The organism is Agrobacterium sp. NPDC090283, assembly GCF_044769685.1.
Classification (GTDB): domain Bacteria; phylum Pseudomonadota; class Alphaproteobacteria; order Rhizobiales; family Rhizobiaceae; genus Agrobacterium.
In genome coordinates this window covers 102,390-124,629 of record NZ_JBIVYG010000008.1, presented here as the reverse complement: position 1 = coordinate 124,629, position 22,240 = coordinate 102,390, and the positions used below count along the sequence as shown (strand labels likewise).

The 22,240-nt window shown below is 60.0% G+C and carries 18 protein-coding genes; 8 read left to right on the top strand and 10 right to left on the bottom strand.

The genetic code is table 11. The features are described from left to right. Positions 1-3: 3 nt before the first annotated feature. The 5 genes from exbB to ACIQUH_RS13835 all read right to left on the bottom strand — a co-directional run bounded on the left by exbB (position 4) and on the right by ACIQUH_RS13835 (position 4,815). Entirely contained in the window at positions 4-1,209 is a 1,206-nt protein-coding gene (gene exbB / locus ACIQUH_RS13855; protein ID WP_400815919.1) for a tonB-system energizer ExbB, read from the bottom strand. A gap of 193 nt (positions 1,210-1,402) precedes the next feature. Then, on the bottom strand, positions 1,403-2,140 hold the full coding sequence (gene hutC / locus ACIQUH_RS13850; RefSeq protein ID WP_400815917.1) for a histidine utilization repressor: 738 nt from the start codon (positions 2,138-2,140) through the stop codon (positions 1,403-1,405). A gap of 34 nt (positions 2,141-2,174) precedes the next feature. Next, entirely contained in the window at positions 2,175-2,960 is a 786-nt protein-coding gene (locus tag ACIQUH_RS13845; RefSeq protein ID WP_020011222.1) for an ABC transporter ATP-binding protein, read from the bottom strand. Then, positions 2,960-3,733, bottom strand: coding sequence for an ABC transporter permease (locus ACIQUH_RS13840; RefSeq protein ID WP_400815915.1), 774 nt, complete (start codon positions 3,731-3,733; stop codon positions 2,960-2,962). Before ACIQUH_RS13840 ends, ACIQUH_RS13845 begins: the two co-directional genes overlap by 1 nt. A 140-nt stretch (positions 3,734-3,873) precedes the next feature. Then, the gene (locus ACIQUH_RS13835) at positions 3,874-4,815 is read right to left on the bottom strand and encodes an ABC transporter substrate-binding protein (protein WP_400815912.1); all 942 of its coding nucleotides are present in this window, start codon (positions 4,813-4,815) and stop codon (positions 3,874-3,876) included. A 207-nt stretch (positions 4,816-5,022) separates the two neighbouring features. On the opposite strand from ACIQUH_RS13835, the gene ACIQUH_RS13830 reads away from it, so the two are divergent. Beyond that, on the top strand, positions 5,023-5,733 hold the full coding sequence (locus ACIQUH_RS13830; protein ID WP_400815909.1) for a YoaK family protein: 711 nt from the start codon (positions 5,023-5,025) through the stop codon (positions 5,731-5,733). A gap of 12 nt (positions 5,734-5,745) precedes the next feature. Here the strand turns inward: ACIQUH_RS13830 and ACIQUH_RS13825 are convergent, their stop codons facing one another. Further along, on the bottom strand, positions 5,746-6,264 hold the full coding sequence (locus ACIQUH_RS13825) for a hypothetical protein (RefSeq protein WP_400815907.1): 519 nt from the start codon (positions 6,262-6,264) through the stop codon (positions 5,746-5,748). 78 nt (positions 6,265-6,342) lie between these two features. Between ACIQUH_RS13825 and ACIQUH_RS13820 the strand changes: the two genes are divergently transcribed. Continuing rightward, the gene (locus ACIQUH_RS13820; RefSeq protein WP_400815904.1) at positions 6,343-6,981 is read left to right on the top strand and encodes a trimeric intracellular cation channel family protein; all 639 of its coding nucleotides are present in this window, start codon (positions 6,343-6,345) and stop codon (positions 6,979-6,981) included. Between the two features lie 74 nt (positions 6,982-7,055). Here ACIQUH_RS13820 and irrA read toward each other — a convergent pair whose 3' ends face one another. Beyond that, positions 7,056-7,475 (bottom strand): iron response transcriptional regulator IrrA, encoded by a 420-nt coding sequence (gene irrA, locus ACIQUH_RS13815; protein WP_006309975.1) that lies wholly within the window; start codon positions 7,473-7,475, stop codon positions 7,056-7,058. A gap of 318 nt (positions 7,476-7,793) precedes the next feature. Between irrA and fabA the strand changes: the two genes are divergently transcribed. The 5 genes from fabA (at position 7,794) to ACIQUH_RS13790 (ending at position 11,792) form a co-directional block, all read left to right on the top strand. Next, positions 7,794-8,309, top strand: a complete 516-nt coding sequence (fabA, locus tag ACIQUH_RS13810) for a 3-hydroxyacyl-[acyl-carrier-protein] dehydratase FabA (protein ID WP_003507274.1) — start codon at positions 7,794-7,796, stop codon at positions 8,307-8,309. Between the two features lie 75 nt (positions 8,310-8,384). Continuing rightward, positions 8,385-9,608: a beta-ketoacyl-ACP synthase I gene (gene fabB / locus ACIQUH_RS13805; protein WP_400815901.1), complete on the top strand. Its 1,224-nt coding sequence runs from the start codon at positions 8,385-8,387 to the stop codon at positions 9,606-9,608. A 6-nt stretch (positions 9,609-9,614) separates the two neighbouring features. Then, positions 9,615-10,421 carry an enoyl-ACP reductase FabI gene (gene fabI / locus ACIQUH_RS13800; protein WP_400815898.1) on the top strand — a complete coding sequence of 269 codons (807 nt, stop codon included), beginning with the start codon at positions 9,615-9,617 and terminating at the stop codon, positions 10,419-10,421. A gap of 184 nt (positions 10,422-10,605) precedes the next feature. Then, entirely contained in the window at positions 10,606-11,202 is a 597-nt protein-coding gene (locus ACIQUH_RS13795; RefSeq protein ID WP_400815895.1) for a TadE/TadG family type IV pilus assembly protein, read from the top strand. Further along, positions 11,199-11,792, top strand: coding sequence for a TadE/TadG family type IV pilus assembly protein (locus ACIQUH_RS13790; RefSeq protein WP_400815893.1), 594 nt, complete (start codon positions 11,199-11,201; stop codon positions 11,790-11,792). Before ACIQUH_RS13795 ends, ACIQUH_RS13790 begins: the two co-directional genes overlap by 4 nt. Positions 11,793-11,828: 36 nt before the next feature. Here ACIQUH_RS13790 and ACIQUH_RS13785 read toward each other — a convergent pair whose 3' ends face one another. The 3 genes from ACIQUH_RS13785 to ACIQUH_RS13775 form a co-directional block, all read right to left on the bottom strand. Further along, positions 11,829-13,598 (bottom strand): sulfite reductase subunit alpha, encoded by a 1,770-nt coding sequence (locus ACIQUH_RS13785; protein WP_400815890.1) that lies wholly within the window; start codon positions 13,596-13,598, stop codon positions 11,829-11,831. Next, complete coding sequence (locus tag ACIQUH_RS13780; RefSeq protein WP_400815888.1) at positions 13,595-19,096, bottom strand: glutamate synthase-related protein; 5,502 nt, start codon at positions 19,094-19,096, stop codon at positions 13,595-13,597. The genes ACIQUH_RS13785 and ACIQUH_RS13780 overlap by 4 nt, the downstream gene beginning before the upstream one ends. A gap of 407 nt (positions 19,097-19,503) precedes the next feature. Beyond that, on the bottom strand, positions 19,504-20,832 hold the full coding sequence (locus ACIQUH_RS13775) for an MFS transporter (protein ID WP_400815886.1): 1,329 nt from the start codon (positions 20,830-20,832) through the stop codon (positions 19,504-19,506). Positions 20,833-21,081: 249 nt separating this feature from the next. Between ACIQUH_RS13775 and cyoA the strand changes: the two genes are divergently transcribed. Further along, on the top strand, positions 21,082-22,212 hold the full coding sequence (gene cyoA, locus ACIQUH_RS13770; protein WP_400815884.1) for a ubiquinol oxidase subunit II: 1,131 nt from the start codon (positions 21,082-21,084) through the stop codon (positions 22,210-22,212). Positions 22,213-22,240 lie beyond the last annotated feature (28 nt).

The following is a 22,240-nucleotide window of genomic DNA, read 5'->3' as shown; positions in this document are numbered from 1 at the left end:
CGATCACCGTCCAACCAGAGACACGGCGGGCTTGCTGGTGCTGCCCGGCGGAATACGGCGGAAATCGAGGTCGCGGCTGACGAGGCGTTCCACGCCGGCTGCGGCATCCGCCAGAAGATGGCGGTAACCGGTGATGGAGCGGGCGAAGACGTTATAGATCACCACGGCCGGAATGGCGGCGACAAGACCGATGGCGGTGGCGAGCAACGCCTCGGCAATACCCGGCGCGACGACGGCGAGGTTGGTGGTCTGCGATTCCGAAATACTGATGAAGGAGTTCATGATACCCCAGACGGTGCCGAACAGGCCGACAAAGGGAGCCGTGGAACCGATCGTCGCCAGAACCCCAGTCCCGCGCGACATGCGGCGGCCGGCATGGGTTTCGATACGCGACAGCGCCGAAGAGACGCGCTCCTTGATACCGCCGCCGTCCGTATGCTCAACCACCGCATCGGAAAGCTGCATTTCATGGGTTGCCATGCGCAGCATCAGCGCCGCCGGCCCGCCCTTCTTTTCGACGGCTTCGGTGGCCTCGAGCAGGGTTTTTGCCTTGCGAATGACCTTGAGCGTTGCACCGGCGCGCACCCGCGCACCCGCAAGCTCGATAGACTTCGCGACCCAGACCGTCCAGGTGACCAGCGATGCGAAGGCAAGACCGATCATCACACCCTTCACGACCCAGTCGGCCGCCATGAACATGCCCCAGGGAGAAAGATTATGCGGGATATCCGCACGATGTTCAGCGCTCGCGGGCTCGGTGCTGACAGGCTCCAATGGGGTCGCGGCTTCGTTCGGCGCGGTCGCCTGGCCCGTCTGTGCGGGTTGCTCGGTCTGCGTCGGCTGCGGCGCCAAGCCTTCGGCGCCCGGTACGGTATTCGTCGCGGGCTGAGCGGGTGCAGGCTGGACCGGTGCGGGCTGATTTGACTGAGGCTGCGAGGGTGCGGTGGCGGCCGGCTGTTCCGGCGCAGTCGCGGAAGGCTGGACGGGCGCGGCCGCCGGAGCGCTCGGCGTTGCGGGGGCCGCCGGCTGTGCCGGCTGAACCGCTTCCGTTTGCGGTGCGGGCTGTATCTGGGTCTCCGATGCCGTCTGAGCGAAAACCGCGCCGGCACTCAAGCCGGCCAGCAAGGTGACAGCGACGGCAAGGGAGAGATGCCTTGTTGTGTTTGCCTTGTTGAAGGATGCGGAAGAAGTTGAGGTCTCAGCTGACATAATTTTTATCCCGGATTTCCGTCGATGAACTCATCCGCAGATTGACCGGTTCCTGAAAACCGGGGTCATGAACGGATAACGTCGTGAAAGCTTGACGTTCCGATAATAAACCTGAGTTCTTTTGACAACTATTATATTGTCAAAAGACGACCCGTAAACTCTTCTTTACAAAAAATTGACCGATCGACGGCCTTCAGCTGTTCTGCGAGGGCGAAAACTGCGCAACGAGGGCATGCCGGTCACCGGGATAGGTGACCCGGACGCGGGTGATATAATCCGCCCCATGCCAGGTCCGCCGATCAATGACCAGACAGGCGGCGCCGGAAGCAATACCGAGCGCCGCCGCATTTTTACGGTCGGCGGAAACGGCGCTGATGCGATGTTCGGCAGCGCTCCAGGGCACCATTTTCAGCAGCCATGTCCCCGGCCCGATCTGTGAAAAATCCGCGGCTTCCGCTTCCGGAACAGCGGTGACATTGATGATGCGCTCCTCAAGGCAAAAGGGAACGCCGCCGGCGAAGTGCGTGCAGGTGAGTTCCAGGACCCGGGCTTCGGCGGCAAGCGCCATGGCCGCGCCGTCCTCTTCCCCCACAGGGCGCAGCCGTCGTTTGTCGAGACGGTAACCGTAGACCAGACCGAGCGCCTGCACCTCCCGCTCGATATCGTGGATTTCCAGAACGGCGGATTGCGCATGGGGCTGGCGAACGAAGGTGCCGAGACGGCGGCGTCTTTCGATAAGTCCGCGCTGCACCAGTTCACCCAGAGCCTTGTTCACCGTCATGCGGGAACAGGCATAGTGCCGGGTCATCTCGTGTTCGAAGGGAATACGATAACCCGGCGGCCACTCGCCCGACATGATATGGCGCTCGACATCATTGCGGATGCGCTCGTGCAGCGATTTTTCCTGAAGCTCGGCGCCTGTGCTCCTCATCCCGATGCTTTTATCCTCCCCTTTGGCTGGTCAACTATCCATGGGCGGCGGCGGCAATCGCCTCGCTGCGGATTTCCTCCGTAAGCTTCGCGCGCAGCTCAGAAAATTCCGGGCTGGCCTTGACGGTGTAGTGACGCGGATGCGGCAGGTCGACCGGCGTGATCGACTTGATGCGGCCCGGCCTTGCGGACATGGTCACCACACGCGACGCCATGAAGACCGCCTCCTCGATGTCATGGGTGACAAAAATGACCGTCTTCTGCTCACGCTCCCAGATGCCGAGCAGCAACTCCTGCATAAGCCCGCGTGTCTGGTTGTCGAGGGCGCCGAAAGGCTCATCGAGCAGCAGGATTTTCGGGCCGTTCGCCAGGGCACGGGCGATGGCCGTTCTCTGCTGCATGCCGCCGGACAATTGTTTCGGCCAATGGTTTTCGAAACCGCGCAGGCCGACCTTGTCGATATAGCTGTCGACGATCTCCCATTTTTCCTTTTCGGCGACGCCGCGTTCACGCAGACCGAAGGCGACGTTTTCGCGGATCGTTAGCCAGGGAAACAGCGTGTAGGACTGGAACACCATGCCGCGATCCGCGCCCGGACCCGTTACCGCCTTGCCTGACAGCAGCACCTCGCCCGTCGTCGGACGGTCGAGACCGGCGATGATGCGCAGCAAGGTCGATTTTCCGCATCCCGACGGGCCGAGGATGGTGACGAAGTCATTGCGCGGGATTTCCAGATTCGTCGGCTGCAGGGCCAGTGTCGGCTGCCCGCCCTGTACGCCCGGAAAAGTGCGGCTGACGCCCTTGATAACGAGTTCGCTCATCAGGCAAGCCTCCAGGCGAAAAGCTTCCGGTTCAGCGATTTGAACGCGAAATCCGAAATAAGGCCGATAATGCCGATGACGATGATGCCGAAGATGATCTGGCCGGTCGCCATCAGCGCCTGGCTATTGATGATCATATAGCCGATGCCCGAGGAGGCGCCGATCAGTTCCGCGACGATGACATAGGTCCAGGCCCAGCCGAGAACGAGACGGAGGATTTCGGCAATATCGGGCGCATTGGCAGGAATGAGAACACGGCGAACGACGCCCCGGTCCTTCGCGCCAAGCGTATAGGCGGCCTCCACCAGATCACGCCTTGTGCCGGCGACAGCGACGGCAACCATCAGGATGATCTGGAACACCGCGCCGATGAAGATCACCAGCAGCTTCTGCATCTCGCCGATGCCGGCCCAGAGAATGAGCAGCGGCACGAAGGCGGAAGCCGGCAGATAGCGCGCGAAGGAGACGAAGGGCTCAAGCAGCGCCTCGATGGGCTTATAGGCCCCCATGGCGATGCCGACCGGCACAGCAATGAGCGATGCCAGCACGAAACCACCCACCACGCGCCAGATCGTCATGCCGATATCGCTGGCAAACCCCTGATCGGTCAGCAGATAGATGCCGTCCTTCAGCATGGTGATGGGGTCGGCCAGAAAGGTCGGCGACACGAAACCGCCCAGCGTGGCAAAGCCCCAGGCGGAAAAAAACAGCACGAAGAACAGAATGCCGAGGGCAATCCTCGTGCTGTTCTTTATGGGTTGAAGAGGTTGCATTCTGTCGCCTGTCCGGAAAACCGGCGCGGCACCTTCGCCGCGCCATCAGAACGCCGTGCGCGTTTCGTGACGCACAATCGACGCACTCGCTTATCTTTGGCTGCAATATTCCCTGCAGGGAATGCGGCCGCCTTTTTCTGTTACTTGATGAAGGACGTATCCGCGAGCGTGGAAAGATCGGGCTTCGACTTTATCACGCCGATTTCCAGCAGCAGCTCCGCCGATTTTTCCGAGAATGTCTTGAATTCACCCTCGAAAAATTTCTGATTGGCCGCCTTGTCCTGCCATTCGAGGAACTTTGCCGAAGCGGCAAAGGCCTCGCCGGTCTGCTTCACATCCGCCCCCATCGTCGCATAGGACTTTTCGGGATCGGCCTTGATGAGCTCAAGGGCCTGGAAATAGCTGTCCGCCAGGGCTTTCGCCGCCTGCGGATTGGCTTTCAGGAAGTCCGGTGTGCAGCCGAAGGTATCCATTACCGCGGGATAATCCAGTGTTGTGGCGAGAATCTTGCCCTTGTCGGGAGCGGCACGGACCGTGGACAGATAGGGCTCATAGGTCATGGCTGCGTCGTTCTGGCCGGCGACGAATGCCTGCGCGGCCGGTCCCGGCTCAAGGTTGACGACCTTGACGTCTTTGAGCGTCAGGCCGTTTTCCTTGAGAATCCAGGCAAGGAAGAAATAGGGCGAGGTGCCCGGCGCGGAAGCGGCGACCGTCTTGCCCTTCAGATCCGCGACCTTTGCAACATCACTGCGCACCGCAATGCCATCGGCGCCATGCGACTTGTCCATCTGGAAAATCTGGGTGGATTTCACGCCATTGGCATTCCACGCGATCCATGTTTCCACCGTGGTGGCGGCGCACTGGATGTCACCGGAAGCAAGAGCCAGATGGCGGCTCGCCTGCGGGATTTTCTTGATATCGACCTTCAGGCCGTTCTTTTCAAAAATGCCGGCCTGTTTGGCAAGCGTCAGCGGAGCAAAACCGGTCCAGCCGGACATGCCGATCGTCACCGACGTCTCGGCATAGGCGGAAGCGGATGAAAAGAGCGCGGCGACTGTGGCAAGAACCCATGTTTTCTTCATGATCTGAACCCCTTTTGATTTATTTTTGTGCGATGTTGTTTTTCGCTTTATTTGAGGCATGGTAGGCAGGGATTTTATATTTGTCTAGACAAAATAGAAGCTCCCGAAGGCCTCCAGAAAGATTGCAAAAGCACCATCAGGCATTCTAGACATAGGATAGCACGGCCCCGCCCGCAGGACCGCTGTTTTTCCATATCGAGCTTTTCCATGACCAGACAAAGACGCCGCAGTATCATCAGGGCAAGGCGAACCGGAACCGGAATTGCGCTGGTTGCCGCCATTTCCTTCATCGCCGGCATGACGGATGCGGTGGGCCTGCATATTTCAGGTGACTTCGTGTCCTTCATGACCGGCAACACCACGCGAGCCGCCGTTTCGGTGGAGGCTGGCCTCTATTCTCATGCAGCAAAACTGCTTTTCGCGATCATTGCCTTCGTGGCGGGCAATGCAGGCGGCATCGTGGTGGCGCATAAGTTCGACCGGCGCATCTTTGCCGTTCTGATGGCGGTGGGACTGCTGGTAACAATCGCCGCGCTGCTCGGGGGCGAGGCTTCCGCTCTCGCGCAATTTTATCTCGTCGTTTTCGCCATGGGCATGGTCAACGCCGCCGTTGAACATATTGAGGGGCTGCCAATCGGCCTCACCTATGTGACCGGCGCTCTTTCCCGCTTCGGCCGTGGCATTGGTCGCTTTCTTCTCGGCGAACGGAGCCTCGACTGGGGCATTCAGATCGTGCCCTGGCTCGGCATGATCAGCGGTGCGATCTGCGGCGCCGTTCTCGCCGCCAAGCTGCAGTCCAATGCCCTGTGGGTGGTTGCGGCCACGGTTTTCGCCGTCGCCATCGCCACCTTCATCATTCCGCGCTCGCTTCGGCAGCGCTACAATCAAAGGGTCAAAATCCGAAGAATCACGCTCTGAAAATCGTCACCTTCACTTTCGCGAAATGGTGACGAATTTCGTACCGCGTACCCGCACCGTCATCAGGCAGGGCTCCTTGTCGGTGCGCTCGCAATAACGCGGATGCATCTTCAGCACGAAAACCATGTTGCCAAAGCGCTTGATGAAATCATAACCGTAAATCCGGGCCGTCGCGATCATCAGATAACCGCCTTCCTTCACCTGGACATAGAAATTATAGGGGCATCCCTCGTCGTCGCAGCTGCGGCCCTTTTCGCCGTCACAATCGAGAACGCCGTGATTGACGACGGCGTCCATCAGCCCGTCATTGTTGATATCCTGCCGCGTGACGAAATCGTCGCCGAAGGCCGCCACCTTGCACTCGGTGCGGAAATGATCCTTTTCATAGATCTCCGGGTCGCTCACCAGCTGCTGCTGCGCCGAGAGCGCCACCGGAAACATCAAGAGAACCAGCGCCTGAAGAGCGGCAACGAGAGCGATTCGCACGGCATTTTCCTTTGCATCCGTTTCGGTTATGGATGTTGCGATCATCCGGGCGGCCAGCCTAGAGTTTAGTGCTTGCGCGACACTGACGTGTTCGCAGCCCGTATTTCCAGGGGGAACCTTTTCATGACGCTTCTGGGTTTTCTCGACTATGCCGGTGTCGCCGTCTTTGCCGCAACCGGCGCGCTCGCCGCCTCGCGCAAGCAGCTCGACCTGATCGGCTTCCTGTTTTTCGCAGCAGCGACCGGCATCGGCGGCGGCACGGTGCGTGATCTCGTGCTGGGCAGAACGCCGGTCTTCTGGGTGATAAACCCCACCTATATCCTCGTCTGCGTGTCGGTCGCGGTGCTGCTGTTCTTCACTGCGCATCTTTTCGAGTCCCGCTATCGAGTACTGATCTGGCTCGATGCGCTTGGTCTCTCCGCCTATTGCGTCATGGGCGCAGCCAAGGGCCTTGCCGCAAGCGGCTCCGCGACCGTCGCCATCGTTACCGGCGTTCTGACGGCAACATTCGGCGGCGTGCTGCGCGATATTCTCGCCGGCGAGCCTTCCGTGCTCCTGCGGCCGGAGATTTACATCACCTGCGCACTTTTGGGCTCCTCCATCTTCATTGTCGTCTATTTCCTTGGCGCACCGCTTTATGCGGCATCAGCGGCGGGCGCCCTGACAGCCTTCGGCGTCCGGTCCGGCGCCCTGGTCTTTGGCTGGACTTTCCCGCCCTACAAGGCGAAGCCGGGCAGACGGCCGGAAGATGTCATGAAGTGACATATGGAAATGACCGCTGAAAACAGAAAAGGCGCCCATGGGCGCCTTTTTCACATCAACGATCGGGCCAGGCTTCAACCGCGCTTGCGGCGAAGGCGGATGACCACGTCCACATGGGCGATTTCCATGCCTTCGGGCGCTTCCGGCAGATTGTCGATCTGGAGATTGTTGATCGGAATATCGAGAACCTCGTTTTCGCCCTCCACGAAGAAGTGGTGGTGATCCGAGACGTTGGTGTCGAAATAGGTGCGCGCGCCTTCCACGGCCAGAACGCGGATCAGGCCGGCTTCGGTGAACTGGTGCAGCGTGTTGTAGACGGTGGCGAGGGAAACAGGCACGCCGGCGGTGACCGCCTCGTCGTGCAGTTCCTCCACCGTCAGGTGTCGATCGCCCTTTGCGAAGAGAAGATCGCCCAGAGCCACACGCTGGCGCGTGGGGCGCAGCCCCGAGCGCCGCAGCCTCGTTCCGATATCCAATGTGGCGTCAAATGCCATGCAATCCCATTCCAAACAGAGGGTATGAAACCTATCAATTGCATTAGCATATATCTTTTGCAGCGAGTGCTTTCAATAGTTTCAGCGTGGCTTAGGCGCGGCAAATGGCGGCAAACCGGCCTTTCCTGCAAATTTCCTCTGGTTCCAGCCGTATGGTTCCTGTATGCGGACGGCATATTGAGGTAATGACTTCTGCAAAGAAGGTTCGAAGACAAAGAATGGGGGCGGAGCGGCCTCTGCCCTTGCAGCGCTTCATTTTGAACCTAACTTGCTCTAGTGAAGTCGATCAACACCAGTAATTGGGGAAGTGAAAGCGGTATGGCAACGAGGCAATCAAGTTACAATTACGAGGAGATCCTGTCCTGCGGTCGCGGCGAATTGTTCGGCCCGGGAAATGCCCAGCTCCCATTGCCCCCCATGCTCATGGTCCATCGCATTACCGAAATTTCCGAAACCGGCGGTGCCTTCGACAAGGGTTTCATCCGTGCCGAATACGATGTCAGCCCCGACGACTGGTATTTCCCCTGCCACTTCCAGGGCAACCCGATCATGCCGGGCTGCCTCGGCCTTGACGGCATGTGGCAGCTGACGGGTTTCTTCCTCGGCTGGCTGGGTGAAGAAGGCCGCGGCATGGCGCTTTCCACCGGCGAAGTGAAGTTCAAGGGCATGGTGCGCCCTCACACCAAGCTGCTTCAGTATGGTATTGATTTCAAGCGCGTGATGCGCGGGCGTCTGGTGCTTGGCACCGCCGATGGCTGGCTGAAGGCGGACGGCGAAACCATTTATCAGGCGACGGACCTGCGCGTAGGCCTGTCGAAGGAAAAGGCTGCCTGAGGCAGACGGAATAGTCCTGACAAAAGCCGGGCGGCTTCGGTCGTCCAGCCGAAATCTTAAGAAAAGGTCCCTTTCATGAGACGAGTTGTTGTCACCGGCCTCGGTATTGTTTCTTCCATCGGCGGTGATGCCGCTGAAGTCACCGCATCGTTGCGCAATGCCAAATCCGGCATTTCATTTTCGCCGGATTTTGCCGAGCACGGTTTCAAATGCCAGGTCTGGGGCAAGCCGTCTCTCGACCCGACCGATCTGGTCGACCGCCGCGCCATGCGCTTCCTGTCGCAGGGCGGTGCATGGAACCATGTGGCCATGAAGCAGGCGATCGCCGATTCCGGCCTCGAAGAGAGCGATATCAGCGGCAATGAGCGCACCGGCATCATCATGGGTTCGGGCGGTCCTTCCACCCGAACCATCGTCGAGGCAGCCGACATAACGCTGAAGAACAACAGCCCGAAGCGCATCGGCCCGTTTGCCGTGCCGAAGGCCATGTCTTCCACCGCATCGGCCACGCTCGCCACCTGGTTCAAGATCCACGGCGTCAACTATTCCATCTCGTCGGCCTGCTCCACCTCGGCGCATTGCATCGGCAACGCCGCCGAGATGATCCAGTGGGGCAAGCAGGACGTGATGTTCGCGGGCGGCCACGAGGATCTCGACTGGTCCATGTCCAACCTCTTCGACGCCATGGGCGCCATGTCGTCCAAATATAACGAGACGCCAAGCGTCGCCTCGCGCGCCTATGACGTCAACCGCGACGGTTTTGTGATCGCCGGCGGTGCAGGCGTGCTGGTTCTCGAAGAACTGGAACATGCCAAGGCGCGCGGCGCCAGGATCTACGCCGAAATCGTCGGTTACGGCGCGACCTCCGACGGCTACGACATGGTGGCTCCGTCGGGCGAAGGCGCAATCCGCTGCATGCGGCAGGCGCTCTCCACCGTCAAGGGTGACATCGACTACATCAACACTCACGGCACCTCAACGCCGGTTGGCGACAGCAAGGAAATCGGCGCGATCCGCGAAGTCTTCGGCAACACGATCCCGCATATCCAGTCGACCAAGTCGCTCACCGGTCATTCGCTGGGCGCGGCCGGCGTGCAGGAATCGATCTACGGCCTCTTGATGATGCAGGAACGCTTCATCGGCGAAAGCGCGCATATTGCCGAGCTCGATCCGGAATTTGCGGGTGTTCCGATCGTTCGCAGCCGCATCGACAACGCCAAAATCGACACCATCCTTTCCAATTCCTTCGGCTTCGGCGGCACCAACGCCACGCTCGTCTTCCAGCGTCATAACGGATAATTGCCCATGAACGGCATCATGCAGGGTAAACGCGGCCTCATCATGGGCGTCGCCAACAATCACTCGATCGCTTGGGGTATCTCCAAGGCGCTGGCGGCGCAGGGCGCGGAACTGGCCTTCACCTATCAGGGAGAAGCGCTCGGCAAGCGCGTGAAACCGCTCGCCGCCGAACTCGGCTCCGATTTCATCGTGCCTTGCGATGTCGAGGATATTGCCTCGGTCGACGCGCTTTTTGCGGCGATCCGCGAAAAATGGGGTTCGCTGGACTTCGTCGTGCACGCCATCGGCTTTTCCGACAAGAACGAGCTGAAAGGTCTCTACGCGGATACGACCCGCGACAATTTCAGCCGCACCATGGTCATTTCCTGTTTCTCCTTCACGGAAATCGCCAAGCGCGCCGCTGAACTGATGACGAATGGCGGCTCCATGCTGACGCTGACCTATAATGGCTCGCAGCGCGTCATTCCGAACTACAATGTCATGGGCGTCGCCAAGGCTGCTCTTGAAGCGTCCGTTCGCTATCTCGCTGCCGATTATGGCCCGCGTGATATCCGCGTCAACGCCATCTCGGCCGGTCCGGTCCGCACACTGGCGGGCGCCGGCATTTCGGATGCGCGGGCGATCTACGCGTGGAACCAGAAAAACGCACCGTTGCGGCGGACGGCTGACATCGACGACATCGGCGGGTCCGCACTCTACCTCCTGTCCAGCCTGTCGCGCGGCGTAACGGGCGAATGCCATTACGTTGATTGCGGTTACAACATCACCTCAACGCCCACGCTCGAGGTTCTGTCCAAGGCAGACGCTGAATAAGCAGCTCTCTGACATCAGCCAAAAGCCCGGCCCCGTGCCGGGCTTTTTTATGCGCCGTATCAATTTTGGAAATCACTAAAGTATAGTTTATCGGAGTAACTGAATTTAAACATCGGGTGGTTATGGTCCGCAACAAATTCAACGGTTGCGCTTGCCGCATATTCTTAGAGATCGACACCGCCTCATGCGACTGGCCAGACTGAAGCCATTGCTGGAAAAATTCGGGTTCTCGCGAGACGGGACAGCGGCCATCGAATTCGCAATCCTGGCCATTCCCTATTTCCTTGTCGTCTTCGCAATCATCGAGACCTTCATCGCCCTTATGGCCGAACAGGTCGTGGTCAACGCCACCGAGACCATGTCGCGGCGACTGCGCACCGGGCAGATCAGCAGCTCGATTTCGAAAGAAGATTTCCGCAGAAGTTTCTGCAGCGAAGTCTCGGTTATGATCACCTGCTCGGCAGACGAGATCCAGAAAGAGCAGAAGCTTTATATCGACCTTCGTTCCTTCACCGCCTTCAAGGATATTCCGACCACGATACCCCTGAAAGCCTATGGCGAATATTACGATCTCGACACGGCTCAATTCGGCTTCAAGCCGGGCGGACCTGAAACCATCAACATGTTGCGCGTCTATTATCGCTGGCGTGTGATTGCCGATATCATCCGGCCTTACCTGACCAAAATACGTCCGGCCGACGGATCGATGCCTTCACATTTCCTCATCGTCGCAACGAGTGCGTTCATGAACGAGAAATACATCACAAGCGGGGGCTCATGATGGCAGGGCTGGTGTCCGTTGCCGCAAAGGGCAAACAACGCTTGATGGCGCTCGTTTCTCGCTTTGCCAGAGACAACCGTGGCGTGGGCGCGGTGGAGTTCGCGATCATCTTCCCGATATTGCTCGCGCTCTATCTGACCTCTTTCGAATTGACGATCGGCTACAACACCTACAAGCGGGCAAGCAGCGCGGCCGCCACCATCAATGACCTGATATCGAAAACGGGCTCCGTCGATAAAACCTATCTCACAGGCATGCAGGATGTCGCGGCGGCAGTTTTTGCGCCCTACAGCACCAAGGGTCTGCAGCTTAAGATCAGCGGCATCAAGATCGATACACAAAAACAGGCGAAAATCACCTGGTCCTGGGACGAGAAGAACCTCAGACCCTACGCGGTGGGATCACCGGTCGTCGTTCCGACCCGCCTGCTCGTGGAAGACAGCTTCCTCATCCATGTCGAACTTTCCATCCCGCATGAGTTGCTGATGTTCATGCCCGATGTCACGTCATCCGGGGTAAAGTCGATCACCATCGGCCGGGATTATTTCTTCAAACAGCGCGACGCCGAGACCGCTTGCACCAATTGCTGAGCCAATCGGCGCTCTGGCGGCCCCTGTGGGCGAGGCCTAGTAGACATCGCGCAGGTAGCGTTTTTCGCGCTTCAGCCGGTTCACATAATCGCTTGCCGCCTCAGTGGAAATGCCTGCTTCATCGCCGATGATGCTGTGCAGGGCATCATCGACATCCTTCGCCATACGCGTCGCATCGCCGCAAACGTAGAAATACCCGCCCTCTTCAAGCCATTGATAGAGCGCCCTGCCGTTCTGCCGCATGCGGGTCTGGACATAGATTTTCTCCGCCTGATCGCGCGAGAAGGCGAGGTCGAGACGGGTCAGCACGCCATCGCGGCTCATGTCGCCAAGCTCGTTTTCATAGATGAAATCCGACTGCCGGTGTTGGTCGCCGAAAAACAGCCAGTTCCTGCCCTTGGCGCCGCGTGCCTGACGTTCCTGCAAAAAGGCCCGGAAGGGGGCGATGCCCGTGCCCGGTCCCACCATGATAACAGGCGCCTCATTGTCCTGCGGCACACGAAACGCCTTGTTCGGTGAGACGAAAATTCCGGCATTCTGTCCCGCCTCCACCCGGTCGGCGAGATAGGTGGAGCACACGCCGCCACGCTCACGCCCCTCGGCACGATAACGCACGCTGGCGATGGTCAGATGCACGCTGTTTTTTGCAACCAGCGGGCTGGAGGAGATGGAATAGGCGCGGTGCTGTAGCGGCTTCAGGAATGTCACGAATTCGGCGACGTCAAACAGGGGCTTTCCCCCGAGATTAATGAGGTCGAGAATATCCTTGCTCCAGAGAAAGGCCGCCAGCTGCTCCCTGTCTCCATTTGCGAGAATGTGGCTGAGTTCATCATGCCCCGCCCGCTTGCCGATTTCGGCGACGAGTTCGCGCGAGGGCGTCGAGATTTCGAACATGTTGAGAAGCGCATCGCCGACCGGCCGGTCGAGCCCTGCTACTTCGCTGTCCGCCGCCGCTCCGAAGTGTTCCAGCAGCGCGCCGGCCAGTTTCGGATCGTTCAGGGGCACGACGCCGAGCGCATCACCCGCCTCATAGTCCAGGCCGCTTTCGCCGAGATCGAATTCATAGTGACGAATCTCCTTGGACGAACCGGGACCGGAAAGGCGACGATTGACGCTCACCGTCGCCAAATAGGGATTCTTGCGGTTCCAGCCCTGTTTCGCGCGCGCGGGTGGCTCGGCGATGTCGGGCATGGTGACAGATGCTGCGTTGCCGCCATCGACAGCAAGCGCAAGCGGCAAGGCCTCGCCGATCCATGCCGCGGCCGCATCCTCGAAATCGATATCGCAGTCGATACGCGTCTTCATGCGCTTGCCGCCGAGTTGCTCGAACCGCGTATCGATGAGCTTGCCCGCCTGGCAGAAGCCGTCATAACCGGTATCGCCGAGAGCGAGGACGGCAAAATTCGTCTCGTCCAGACGCGGGGCGCTGTCAGCGGCAAGTGCTTCCCAGAAAAGCTGGGCATTGTCAGGCATTTCCCCTTCGCCATATGTCGAGGTGACAACGATGACCCGCTTCATGGCACCGAGACTGTCCATCGAGACATCGTCCAGCGCCGTCACCACCGGCTGCATGCCCTGCGCACGGGCGGCGGCGGCAATATCCATCGCCAGCGCTTCGGCATTGCCGGTCTGGGTGCCGAAAAGAATATTCAGCACACTGGCCGCCGCTTTCGGAGCGGCCGCAGCAACAGATGTCTCCAAGCCGATGGCGGCGCGGGAATGGAGCCCCGCCAGGAAACCGGAAAGCCATGCGCGCTGATCACCGTTGAAGGGCGCGTCCTCGGGAATATAAGGTATCTTCATCATGCTGCCCTGTGGCTGGATACGGTGGCGAGGTCGGGAATGGCGCGGGCTGCGAAAAGCTCCTCGAAGCCCGGCAGGCGGCCGATCTTCTCGATGTTTTTCCGGTTCTGCTGAATGATCCAGCCATAGGTGCCGGGGCTGTCCACCGACCAGATGTTGCGGCGCGCCAGCGCCTGCTTGTAATCGTCGAGACGCTTGGCGGCGATCATCACCGCAAGCTGTTCGTCGCTATGATCGGAAAGAGCCTCGCGCGCATATTTCAGCAGACGCTGCATCAGCGCATAGTCTTCCGTGAGGATGAGATTGCGCACTGCCTTTTCGATGGCCGGGTCGGAAGGGCCTGATGCCATCGGCACCCGCTGCAAGGCGATGGCCTGCGCCATGCTCAACACCGTGTAATTGTTGAGAAGCGCATACATTTCCTCCGTATCCGTCTCGCCATAGCCCGGCACCGTTCCATTCAAGACGGCCTTGCGGTCACGATAGGCGAGCTTGAACTTGCGCAGTTGATGGGCGGCAAGCGCAGATGCCAGCTCCTCCAGCAGCTCCTTGCGGGGCTTGGCCTTGAGAATCTCGTCACTGTCCTGATAAAGCAACAGGGCGCGCGGCATGCCATAGACGAAATTATGCTGTTCGCTTTCCCAGTTTTCCAGCAGCCATGCCGCCTTGGCCGAGCCGGTCTCCGCGACATGCCAGGCCAGAAGCTGGTGCACAGCCTGATGATGGATCGCGGCCTGCTCATCCTCACCGGTGATCGAGCCGAGCAGGATGGAATCATGGCTGATCTTCTTCGGCAGATCGCCATAGGGATCATATTGATAAACGAAACCGCCGCTCATGCCGTTGCCGAAACCCTTGCCGAAGCTGCCAAGGTTCAGCACCGCGCCGTTGGTCATGTATTCGCAGGCGAAATCACCCACGCCTTCGACGACAGCGGTGGCACCGGAGTTGCGCACCGCGAAACGGTCTCCCGCCTGCCCTTCCACGAAGGTGCGGCCGCCGGTGGCGCCGAACAGCGCGAAATTGCCGACCAGCACATTACCGCCCGCCTCTTCGGATCCGCCTCCGGGCGAGCGCACGACGATGGTGCCGCCGCAGGCGCTTTTGCCGACACCGTCATTGCAGGTGCCGGTATGAACCATGACCATGCCGTCATTGCAGAAGGCGCCGAAGGACTGACCGGCCGAACCCGATGTATCGATGCGCACCGAACCCGCCTCCAGGAACCGGCGGCCACGGCTGTCCCGCTTCACGGCCGGAAGCGCATCCGCCTCTTCGCCGGAAAGCTCGTGGTTCAGCATGCGTTCAATATCGACGGCGAGCTGGCCGCCAACGCTCTTGTTGCAATTATTCAGGAAGCGATTGCCGCCCAGCTCGATTTTTTCCCGCTTGCTGTCAACCAGAGCCGAGCGCACGAGTTCGATGAAGGCATCATCCAGCCCAAAATCCTTTTCCATGTAGACGGGGCTGTCGATCTTCACCTCTTCGACCACGGCAAGCATTGCCCGGAGGTCAAGCTGGCCGACGCTCGCCGGATGATCGAGGAGGTGAAGAAGATCGGAACGGCCGCGTGCTTCCCGCAGCGAGCGCAGCCCGAGTGCGGCCAGAATCTCGCGCGTTTCATGGGCGATGTTCATGAGATATTGCGCCAGCGCGCGCGGATCGCCGTTGAAGGCTTCCTGGTTGGTGGTGAGACCGGCCGGGCACTTGATGTTGCAGTTCTTTGCCATGACACATTTCAGCATCATCAGCGCCGTCGTGCCGAATTCGAAGCTGTCGCCGCCGAGAAGGGCCGATTTGACCACATCACTCGCGGTCTGGTGCGCGCCGGAGCAGCGCAGCAGCACCTTGGCGCGCAGGCCGGTGGCGCAAAGCGCCTGATGCACTTCTGCGATACCGATTTCCGCCGCGCGGCCGGTATATTTGAGGCTGGTGACGGCCGCCGCCCCCGTGCCGCCGGTATTGCCGGCGACATTGATGACATCGGCCCCCGCCTTGGCGACGCCGACCGCAATCGTGCCGATGCCTTCCGACGAGACGAGCTTGACGATGACGCGCACGCGCGCCGCCTTGGCGTCATGGATGAGCTGGGCCAGATCCTCGATCGAATAGGTATCGTGATGCGGCGGCGGCGAGACAAGCTCGACGCCCGGCGTGCCGCCGCGTGCGGCGGCGATTTCCACCGTTACCTTGGGAGACGGCAGCTGCCCGCCCTCGCCCGGCTTTGCGCCCTGACCGATCTTGATCTCGATCTCTTCCAGCATCGGATCGGCAAGATAGCCGGCCCAGACACCGAAGCGGCCGGAGGCGAACTGCTTGATGCGCGAGGCACGGATGGTTCCATAGCGGGAAATATGTTCACCGCCTTCACCCGAATTCGACATGCCGCCGACCATGTTGGTGCCATGCGCCACCGCCTCATGGGCGGCCGCGACCAGCGCGCCGTGGCTCATCGCGCCCGATGCCAGCGTCCTGGTGATCTCGCTCGCCTTTTGCACGGCCTCAAGCGGTATGCTTGCCGGTGCGGTGCGGATAAGCGACAGATAGGCGAAAGCCTCGCCCTTCACCTGCACCAGAAGCGCGCCACCTTCCAGCCAATGGCCGGGAATATCCGCGCCGAAACGGTCGAGCAGCGACTGGCCGAGTGCGGCAAGCCGGGCAAGCTCATGACCGTGCGGGCCGGTCAGTCGCAGCCGGAACGCATCTTCACCCGCCTTTTCGCAAACCAACCCGCGCACCATGAAGCTGTTATTGCCCTGCCGGGAAAAACGGCCCATTTCCCGGCGGAACTCTTCTGCCGAACCGGCGAAAGTGACATCGGCCGGCAATTCCAGAACATCGCGCAGGGCGGCGGGACGGCGCGCCCTTTCCTCCGCCATCATGCGGGCGAAGGCGCGGTAACCGGGCGTCACCTCGAATTTATCGATGGCGTCCGGCGTCAACCGGTCGAAGCTGTTGTGATAATAGGCGGTGTCATTGAGACCAAAGGCATCCTCCAGCCGGTTGAGCGGCAGGAGGCGTAGCGCCTCTTCATTGTCGGTTCCCTTGTCGAAACCGATCTTTTCCTCCGTCATATCCACGAAACCGCGCACCGCCGTGGTGCCGTAGGAGTGGCCGGCACCTTCCGCACGCTCCTTGAAAAGACCGAGCAGCGGAATGTCGTTCTCACCCTTCACCGACAGCGCCTTGCGATGCCAGTCCGCCACCGCCTGCGCGATGACGGCGAAGTTGACGCCGCCAACCGGGGTCTTCACGTTCGGGAAATAACGCTTCAGCACCGCATCGTCGGTATCGAGGAAGTTCGGTTCGAAGAACTCGCCGCCGATGTAACTTTCCGCCGTACACAGCCCCACCTTGCCCATGGTCTTCATCAGTGACTTTTCCGCCGCCTTGGCGAAACGCTTGAAGGCCTTGTCGGCGTCGGCACCGAATTTCTCCTCGGCGCGGAACTGCACGCCGAGCGGATAGGCAGCCGAGGCACCGAAACCGAGGCTCGCCGCAATGTGATGGGAAGAGGAAAACTGCCCGCTTTCAACGATCAGCGACACGCGCAGCCGCAGACCTTCCTCGATCAGCCGCTGATTGATGGCGGAGACGACCATGATCATCGGCAAGGCCGCGCGGTTTGCCGAAACGTGCCGGTCGGTGATGATGGCGATGCCGCCTTCATCAGCCGCAAAAGCCACAACCTCATCGCAGAGACCATCGATTGCCTGCCGCAGGGCCGCTTCATTGGCCTCCGCAACATCGAAGACCGGCGAATAAAGCATTTCGAAACGGCGAAGCGGCGTCTCCGATTGTTCGCGAATACGCAACATATCGAGATGGGTCAGGATCGGAGAGCGCACGACGATCTGGCGGGCCTTCCTCGCGCCGCTGTTCGGCTTTGCGCCGAGAGCGACACGCAACGTCATGCCATCGGCCTCACGAATACTGTCGAGTGGCGGATTGGTGACCTGCGCGAAGCGCTGCGAAAAATACTTCGCGACCCCACCCTCCTGATCGGACAGCGCGTTGATGGCATTGCCGTAACCCATCGCCGAAATCTTTTCAGCGCCGGAGGCCAGCATCGGGTCCATCAGGAACTTGAAGCTTTCCTGATTATGCGAATAGGCGACATAACGCTGGTGCCGTTCCAGATCGCCATTGTAACGCAGCGGCGAGCCCTGCTTTTCCGCCGGCACTTCCGGCAGATCCTCCAGCATGACACGGGCTTCGCACAGCAGGGACGAATAATCGCGGCGCGAGGCCAGAAGCTCCAGCGCCTCGACGGTCGAAAAGGCGCGGCGTTCTGCATGGTCGTAATAAAGCATGCCGCCCGCCTCGATGCGGCCGCGACGGATGACGCTTTCCGCCGGAAAGGCGATCTGCCCGGCCTCCGACATGACGCAGAGATAATCTTCCGTCTCGACGGTGCGCAGCGGGCGCAGGCCGAGGCGATCGAGCCGCGCGCCGATGATGGTGCCGTCACCGAAGATCAGCGCGGCCGGGCCGTCATTCTTCTCCTCATAGAGCGAGAAATATTCCAGCATCGCCTTGACGGCCGGTGACAGGGTATCGTCGTTTTCCCAGGCTGGCGGCATCATCGAGACCACGGCTGTAACGAGGTCGAGACCGTCTTCCATCACGCGCGCCTGCAGGGTCTGGTCCAGGCGGCAGCTGTCCGACTGGCCCTTCGGCCGGATGATGCTGGCATTCTTCGCCAGCGCCACGGCCGCTTCCGACAGCCGATTCTTCTTGTCGGTATTGAGCTCGCCATTATGCGCCATCAGGCGGAAGGGCTGCGCCATGGAAGGATGCGGGTCGGTATTGGTGGAAAACCGCGTGTGGAAATACATCGTATGCACTTCATGACGCGGATCGGTGAGGTCGCAGAAATAGGGCATGACCTCATGGGAGTTCAGTCGACCCTTCAGAACCTGCGTGCGTGCGCTGAGCGACAGCGGATAAAATCCGGCGAGTTCCGGCACGGTATAGGCAAGCGCCTCGATGGCGAGCAGCGCCTTGTGGATGCGCCAGTCGAATTCGGCAAGGCTGCCGCATTCGGCCGGAGCCGAAAAGACCCATTGGCGGATCGGCAACTGGTAACGGATGGCAGCCGAACGGATGGCCGCGTCATTCACCGGCACATCGCGGACGAGCAGGATTGCAAAGCCCTGCTCTTTGAGGGCGTTTGCGATGATACCGACCGCCTCGCCGTGGAAAGCCGGATTTTGCGGCAGGAAAAAATTGCCGACGCCGAAACGGCCGGCCTGCAAGCCAGTCTCACCGGTCAATTCCCGAAAGAAGGGAAGCGACAGATCCAGCGACACGCCCGCGCCGTCGCCGACACCTTCCGCCGACATGCCGCCGCGATGCGGCACGGCACAGAGCGCCTCGTGCCCGCGCTTCAGCACATCGTGAGTCTGTACGCCGTCCTTGCGGGTGATGAAACCGACGCCACAGCTGCTTTTTTCAAAAGCGGCATCGTAAAGGCCGAATTTTTGCTCCGTCACGCTCAAGGCACTCTCCTCTCGTTGCGCATTTCGCGCGGCATCGCCCTCTTTCCCGAAACCCGGCGCGTCAGCCGGCACTCTGCGGGCGGAGCCGCAGGCGACCTGGCTGCTCCTCTTTTTTCTGCTTATCGGCGTTTAATGGCGCGAACGGTCGTTTTGCGGCCGCCAAACGGCGTGGCGGCAATGGCCGCTTTTTCGCAAATAATGATCGTCGTCGTTCGCATCGCGTTCCCTGATGGCCGGCATTTCCGGCAATGAGACACACTGAATTACGTCAGTATTGCTTACATAATATTTCATGATCGACCGAGTCAAGATTAAAATCGGTCCAGCGCAATAAAAAAACAAAAACGCCGCGAAATCCGACAGGATTCCGCGGCGCAATGGCTGCAGAGATTTTTAAATTGCCCTGCTTACTCCGAGGGCATGTCCAGCGTGCGGCTGAACCAGAGGGCAATCAGCGTGCAGAGCGCACCCGACATCAGGTAAATCCCGACCGCGAAAAGGCCGAATTTGGACGAAAATCCAAGAGCGACAAGCGGTGCGAAGCCGGCGCCGATCAGCCAGGAGATATCCGAGGTGAGCGATGCGCCGGTATAGCGGTATTCGCGGCTGAAGCGGGAAGCGAGCGCGCCACCCGCCTGACCGAAGGACAGGCCAAGCAGCGAGAAGCCGATCAGGACGAAGAGATAGCGGCCGATATCGCCCGAACTCAGGAGAACGGGTGCCACGAGGCTGAAAAGACCGATCAGCACGGCCGCCACAGCCAAGAGTTTCCGCCGTCCGATCCGATCCGCCAGAATACCTGACACCACGATCATTCCGCCGGCGATGATGGCGCTGACGAATTGCACGAACAGGAAGTCCGAGACACGCTGGCTGGTGTTGAGCGAAACCCAGCTCAACGGAAAGACCGTGACGAGATGGAAGAGCGCAAAACTCGCCAGCGGCACGAATGCGCCTGTCACGACCACCGGAAACTGCGAGCGCAGCATCTTGAACATGGGGCGCGGTTCCAGCTCGTGCTGTTCCAGCATGGCCTGGAATTCCGGCGTCACGATCATGCGCAGACGGGCAAACAGCGCGAGAACATTCAGCGCCAGCGCGACGAAGAAGGGGAAACGCCAGCCCCAGGCGAGGAATTCCGCATTGGAAAGCTGCGTGACAAAGACGATGAAAAAGGCACTGGCGAGACCGAAGCCCATGGCCGCGCCAATCTGCGGCATCATGGCGTACCAGCCGCGCTGCTTCTGCGGTGCATTCATGGCGAGCAGCGAAACGAGACCGTCCCATGCGCCGCCGAGCCCAAGGCCCTGGCCGATGCGGAACGCGGCCAGAAGACAGGGGGCGAGCATGCCCGCTTCCGCATAGGACGGAAGAAAGCTGATCGCCATGGTGGAGCCACAGAGCGTGAAGAGGGCGGCCATCAGCTTGACGGCGCGGCCGAACTTGCGGTCGATCTGGAGGAAGATCAGCGAACCGATCGGCCTTGCGATAAAGGCCAATGAGAAAACCGCGAAGGAATAAAGCGTCGCCGTCAGCGGATCGACGAAAGAAAAGAAGACGTGTGGGAAAACGAGCGCGGAGGCGATGGCGTAGATAAAAAAGTCAAAGAATTCCGTCATTCTCGCAAGAATGACCGCAATCGTAATGCGATCCGGATCGACCTTGACGGGACCGGCCCCATGTCCGTTCGCCTCCGGCGCCTGCCCAAAGGATGGAGCAGCATTCGTATAACTCATAATATCCCTCCTGCGTCATGGACGAACCATTTCCTGTAACGCGCCGGCTCCTCTTCCGTTGCGTTACGATGCGACGGATTGTCACACGCACCCTCCGTAACGTCAATTGAAGTTTGGCAATAAAGGGTTGCCCAGTCGGTCGACCATGCGATAATGCACGCGCTCAGCCTTCAAAGGCAGCTCTGCCCGGCACATGGTGCATCGCGAAGGTTTCGCTGCACCGCGACAATATACCTCATTTGAAAAATGATGTTCGGCAATTATTCGCGGCATAATCCAAACTGTACGAGTTCAAAGAACGTGCGCACGATCAAAAAAATCTCATCCGCCCTTCTGGCAATCCCGGCTCTGCTGCTGCTCAGCGGCTGTAACCTCGTCGTCATGAACCCTTCGGGCGACGTCGCCATCCAGCAGCGCGATCTTATCATCACGTCCACGGTCTTGATGCTGCTGATCATCGTCCCCGTCATTGCCCTGACGCTTTTCTTCGCATGGAAGTATCGGGAATCGGCAAAGGCCGAGGATTACGATCCCGAGTGGCACCACTCCACACGCCTTGAAATGGTGATCTGGTCGGCTCCGGTCGCCATCATCCTGATGCTCGGCACGGTGACCTGGATTTCCACTCACCGTCTCGACCCCTATCGCCCGCTGGAGCGTATCGACGAGAACCGCCAGGTGACCGCCGATATCAAGCCGCTCACGGTCGAAGTGGTGGCCATGGACTGGAAATGGCTGTTCTTCTATCCCGAACTCGGCATTGGCAGCGTCAATGAATTCGCCGCTCCGGTCGATGTTCCGATCAACTTCAAGATCACCGGCACGACTGCGATGAACTCCTTCTTCGTTCCAGCACTCGCCGGCCAGATCTACGCCATGGGCGGCATGCAGACCAAGCTGCACGCGGTCATCAACAAGGAAGGCGTCTATGACGGCTTCTCGGCCAACTTCTCCGGCCCCGGCTTCTCCCACATGCGCTTCAAGTTCCATGGCCTCAGCCAGCAGGGCTTCGATGAATGGGTTGCGAAGGCGAAGGAAGGCGGCAAGGGCTTCGGCCGTCAGGAATATCTGGAATTCGCCAAGCCTTCCGAGCGCGAGCCGGTGCAATATTTCGCTTCGGTCGATCCGGAGCTCTACAGCGCCATTCTCAACCGCTGTGTCGAGCCCAACAAGCTCTGCATGCGTGACATGATGCATATCGACGCCAATGGCGGCGGCGGCAAGGAAGGCATCGACATCGCCAAGGCGCTGAACTCCGTCGTCTGCACCCCGCTCGCGCCCTATGGCGTCGCCAGCGGTCCCCAATCCACTCCGGCTGCAATCAAGGGTCAGACTTTCGAACCCGCGGCGCTGCCGGAAACGAAACAAGTCGCTGGCTGACGATACGTCCCGGCATTCTGCGGCGCGG

Excerpts from the sequence above, each read along its gene's own strand:
- fabA (WP_003507274.1), top strand. The coding sequence starts at position 7,794 with ATGGCAACGAGGCAATCAAGTTACAATTACGAGGAGATCCTGTCCTGC.
- ACIQUH_RS13835 (WP_400815912.1), bottom strand. The coding sequence starts at position 4,815 with ATGAAGAAAACATGGGTTCTTGCCACAGTCGCCGCGCTCTTTTCATCC.
- ACIQUH_RS13790 (WP_400815893.1), top strand. The coding sequence starts at position 11,199 with ATGATGGCAGGGCTGGTGTCCGTTGCCGCAAAGGGCAAACAACGCTTG.
- fabB (WP_400815901.1), top strand. The coding sequence starts at position 8,385 with ATGAGACGAGTTGTTGTCACCGGCCTCGGTATTGTTTCTTCCATCGGC.
- ACIQUH_RS13825 (WP_400815907.1), bottom strand. The coding sequence starts at position 6,264 with ATGATCGCAACATCCATAACCGAAACGGATGCAAAGGAAAATGCCGTG.
- exbB (WP_400815919.1), bottom strand. The coding sequence starts at position 1,209 with ATGTCAGCTGAGACCTCAACTTCTTCCGCATCCTTCAACAAGGCAAAC.
- fabI (WP_400815898.1), top strand. The coding sequence starts at position 9,615 with ATGAACGGCATCATGCAGGGTAAACGCGGCCTCATCATGGGCGTCGCC.
- ACIQUH_RS13840 (WP_400815915.1), bottom strand. The coding sequence starts at position 3,733 with ATGCAACCTCTTCAACCCATAAAGAACAGCACGAGGATTGCCCTCGGC.
- irrA (WP_006309975.1), bottom strand. The coding sequence starts at position 7,475 with ATGGCATTTGACGCCACATTGGATATCGGAACGAGGCTGCGGCGCTCG.
- ACIQUH_RS13785 (WP_400815890.1), bottom strand. The coding sequence starts at position 13,598 with ATGATGAAGATACCTTATATTCCCGAGGACGCGCCCTTCAACGGTGAT.
- ACIQUH_RS13830 (WP_400815909.1), top strand. The coding sequence starts at position 5,023 with ATGACCAGACAAAGACGCCGCAGTATCATCAGGGCAAGGCGAACCGGA.
- ACIQUH_RS13795 (WP_400815895.1), top strand. The coding sequence starts at position 10,606 with ATGCGACTGGCCAGACTGAAGCCATTGCTGGAAAAATTCGGGTTCTCG.
- ACIQUH_RS13820 (WP_400815904.1), top strand. The coding sequence starts at position 6,343 with ATGACGCTTCTGGGTTTTCTCGACTATGCCGGTGTCGCCGTCTTTGCC.
- ACIQUH_RS13775 (WP_400815886.1), bottom strand. The coding sequence starts at position 20,832 with ATGAGTTATACGAATGCTGCTCCATCCTTTGGGCAGGCGCCGGAGGCG.
- ACIQUH_RS13845 (WP_020011222.1), bottom strand. The coding sequence starts at position 2,960 with ATGAGCGAACTCGTTATCAAGGGCGTCAGCCGCACTTTTCCGGGCGTA.
- hutC (WP_400815917.1), bottom strand. The coding sequence starts at position 2,140 with ATGAGGAGCACAGGCGCCGAGCTTCAGGAAAAATCGCTGCACGAGCGC.
- cyoA (WP_400815884.1), top strand. The coding sequence starts at position 21,082 with ATGTTCGGCAATTATTCGCGGCATAATCCAAACTGTACGAGTTCAAAG.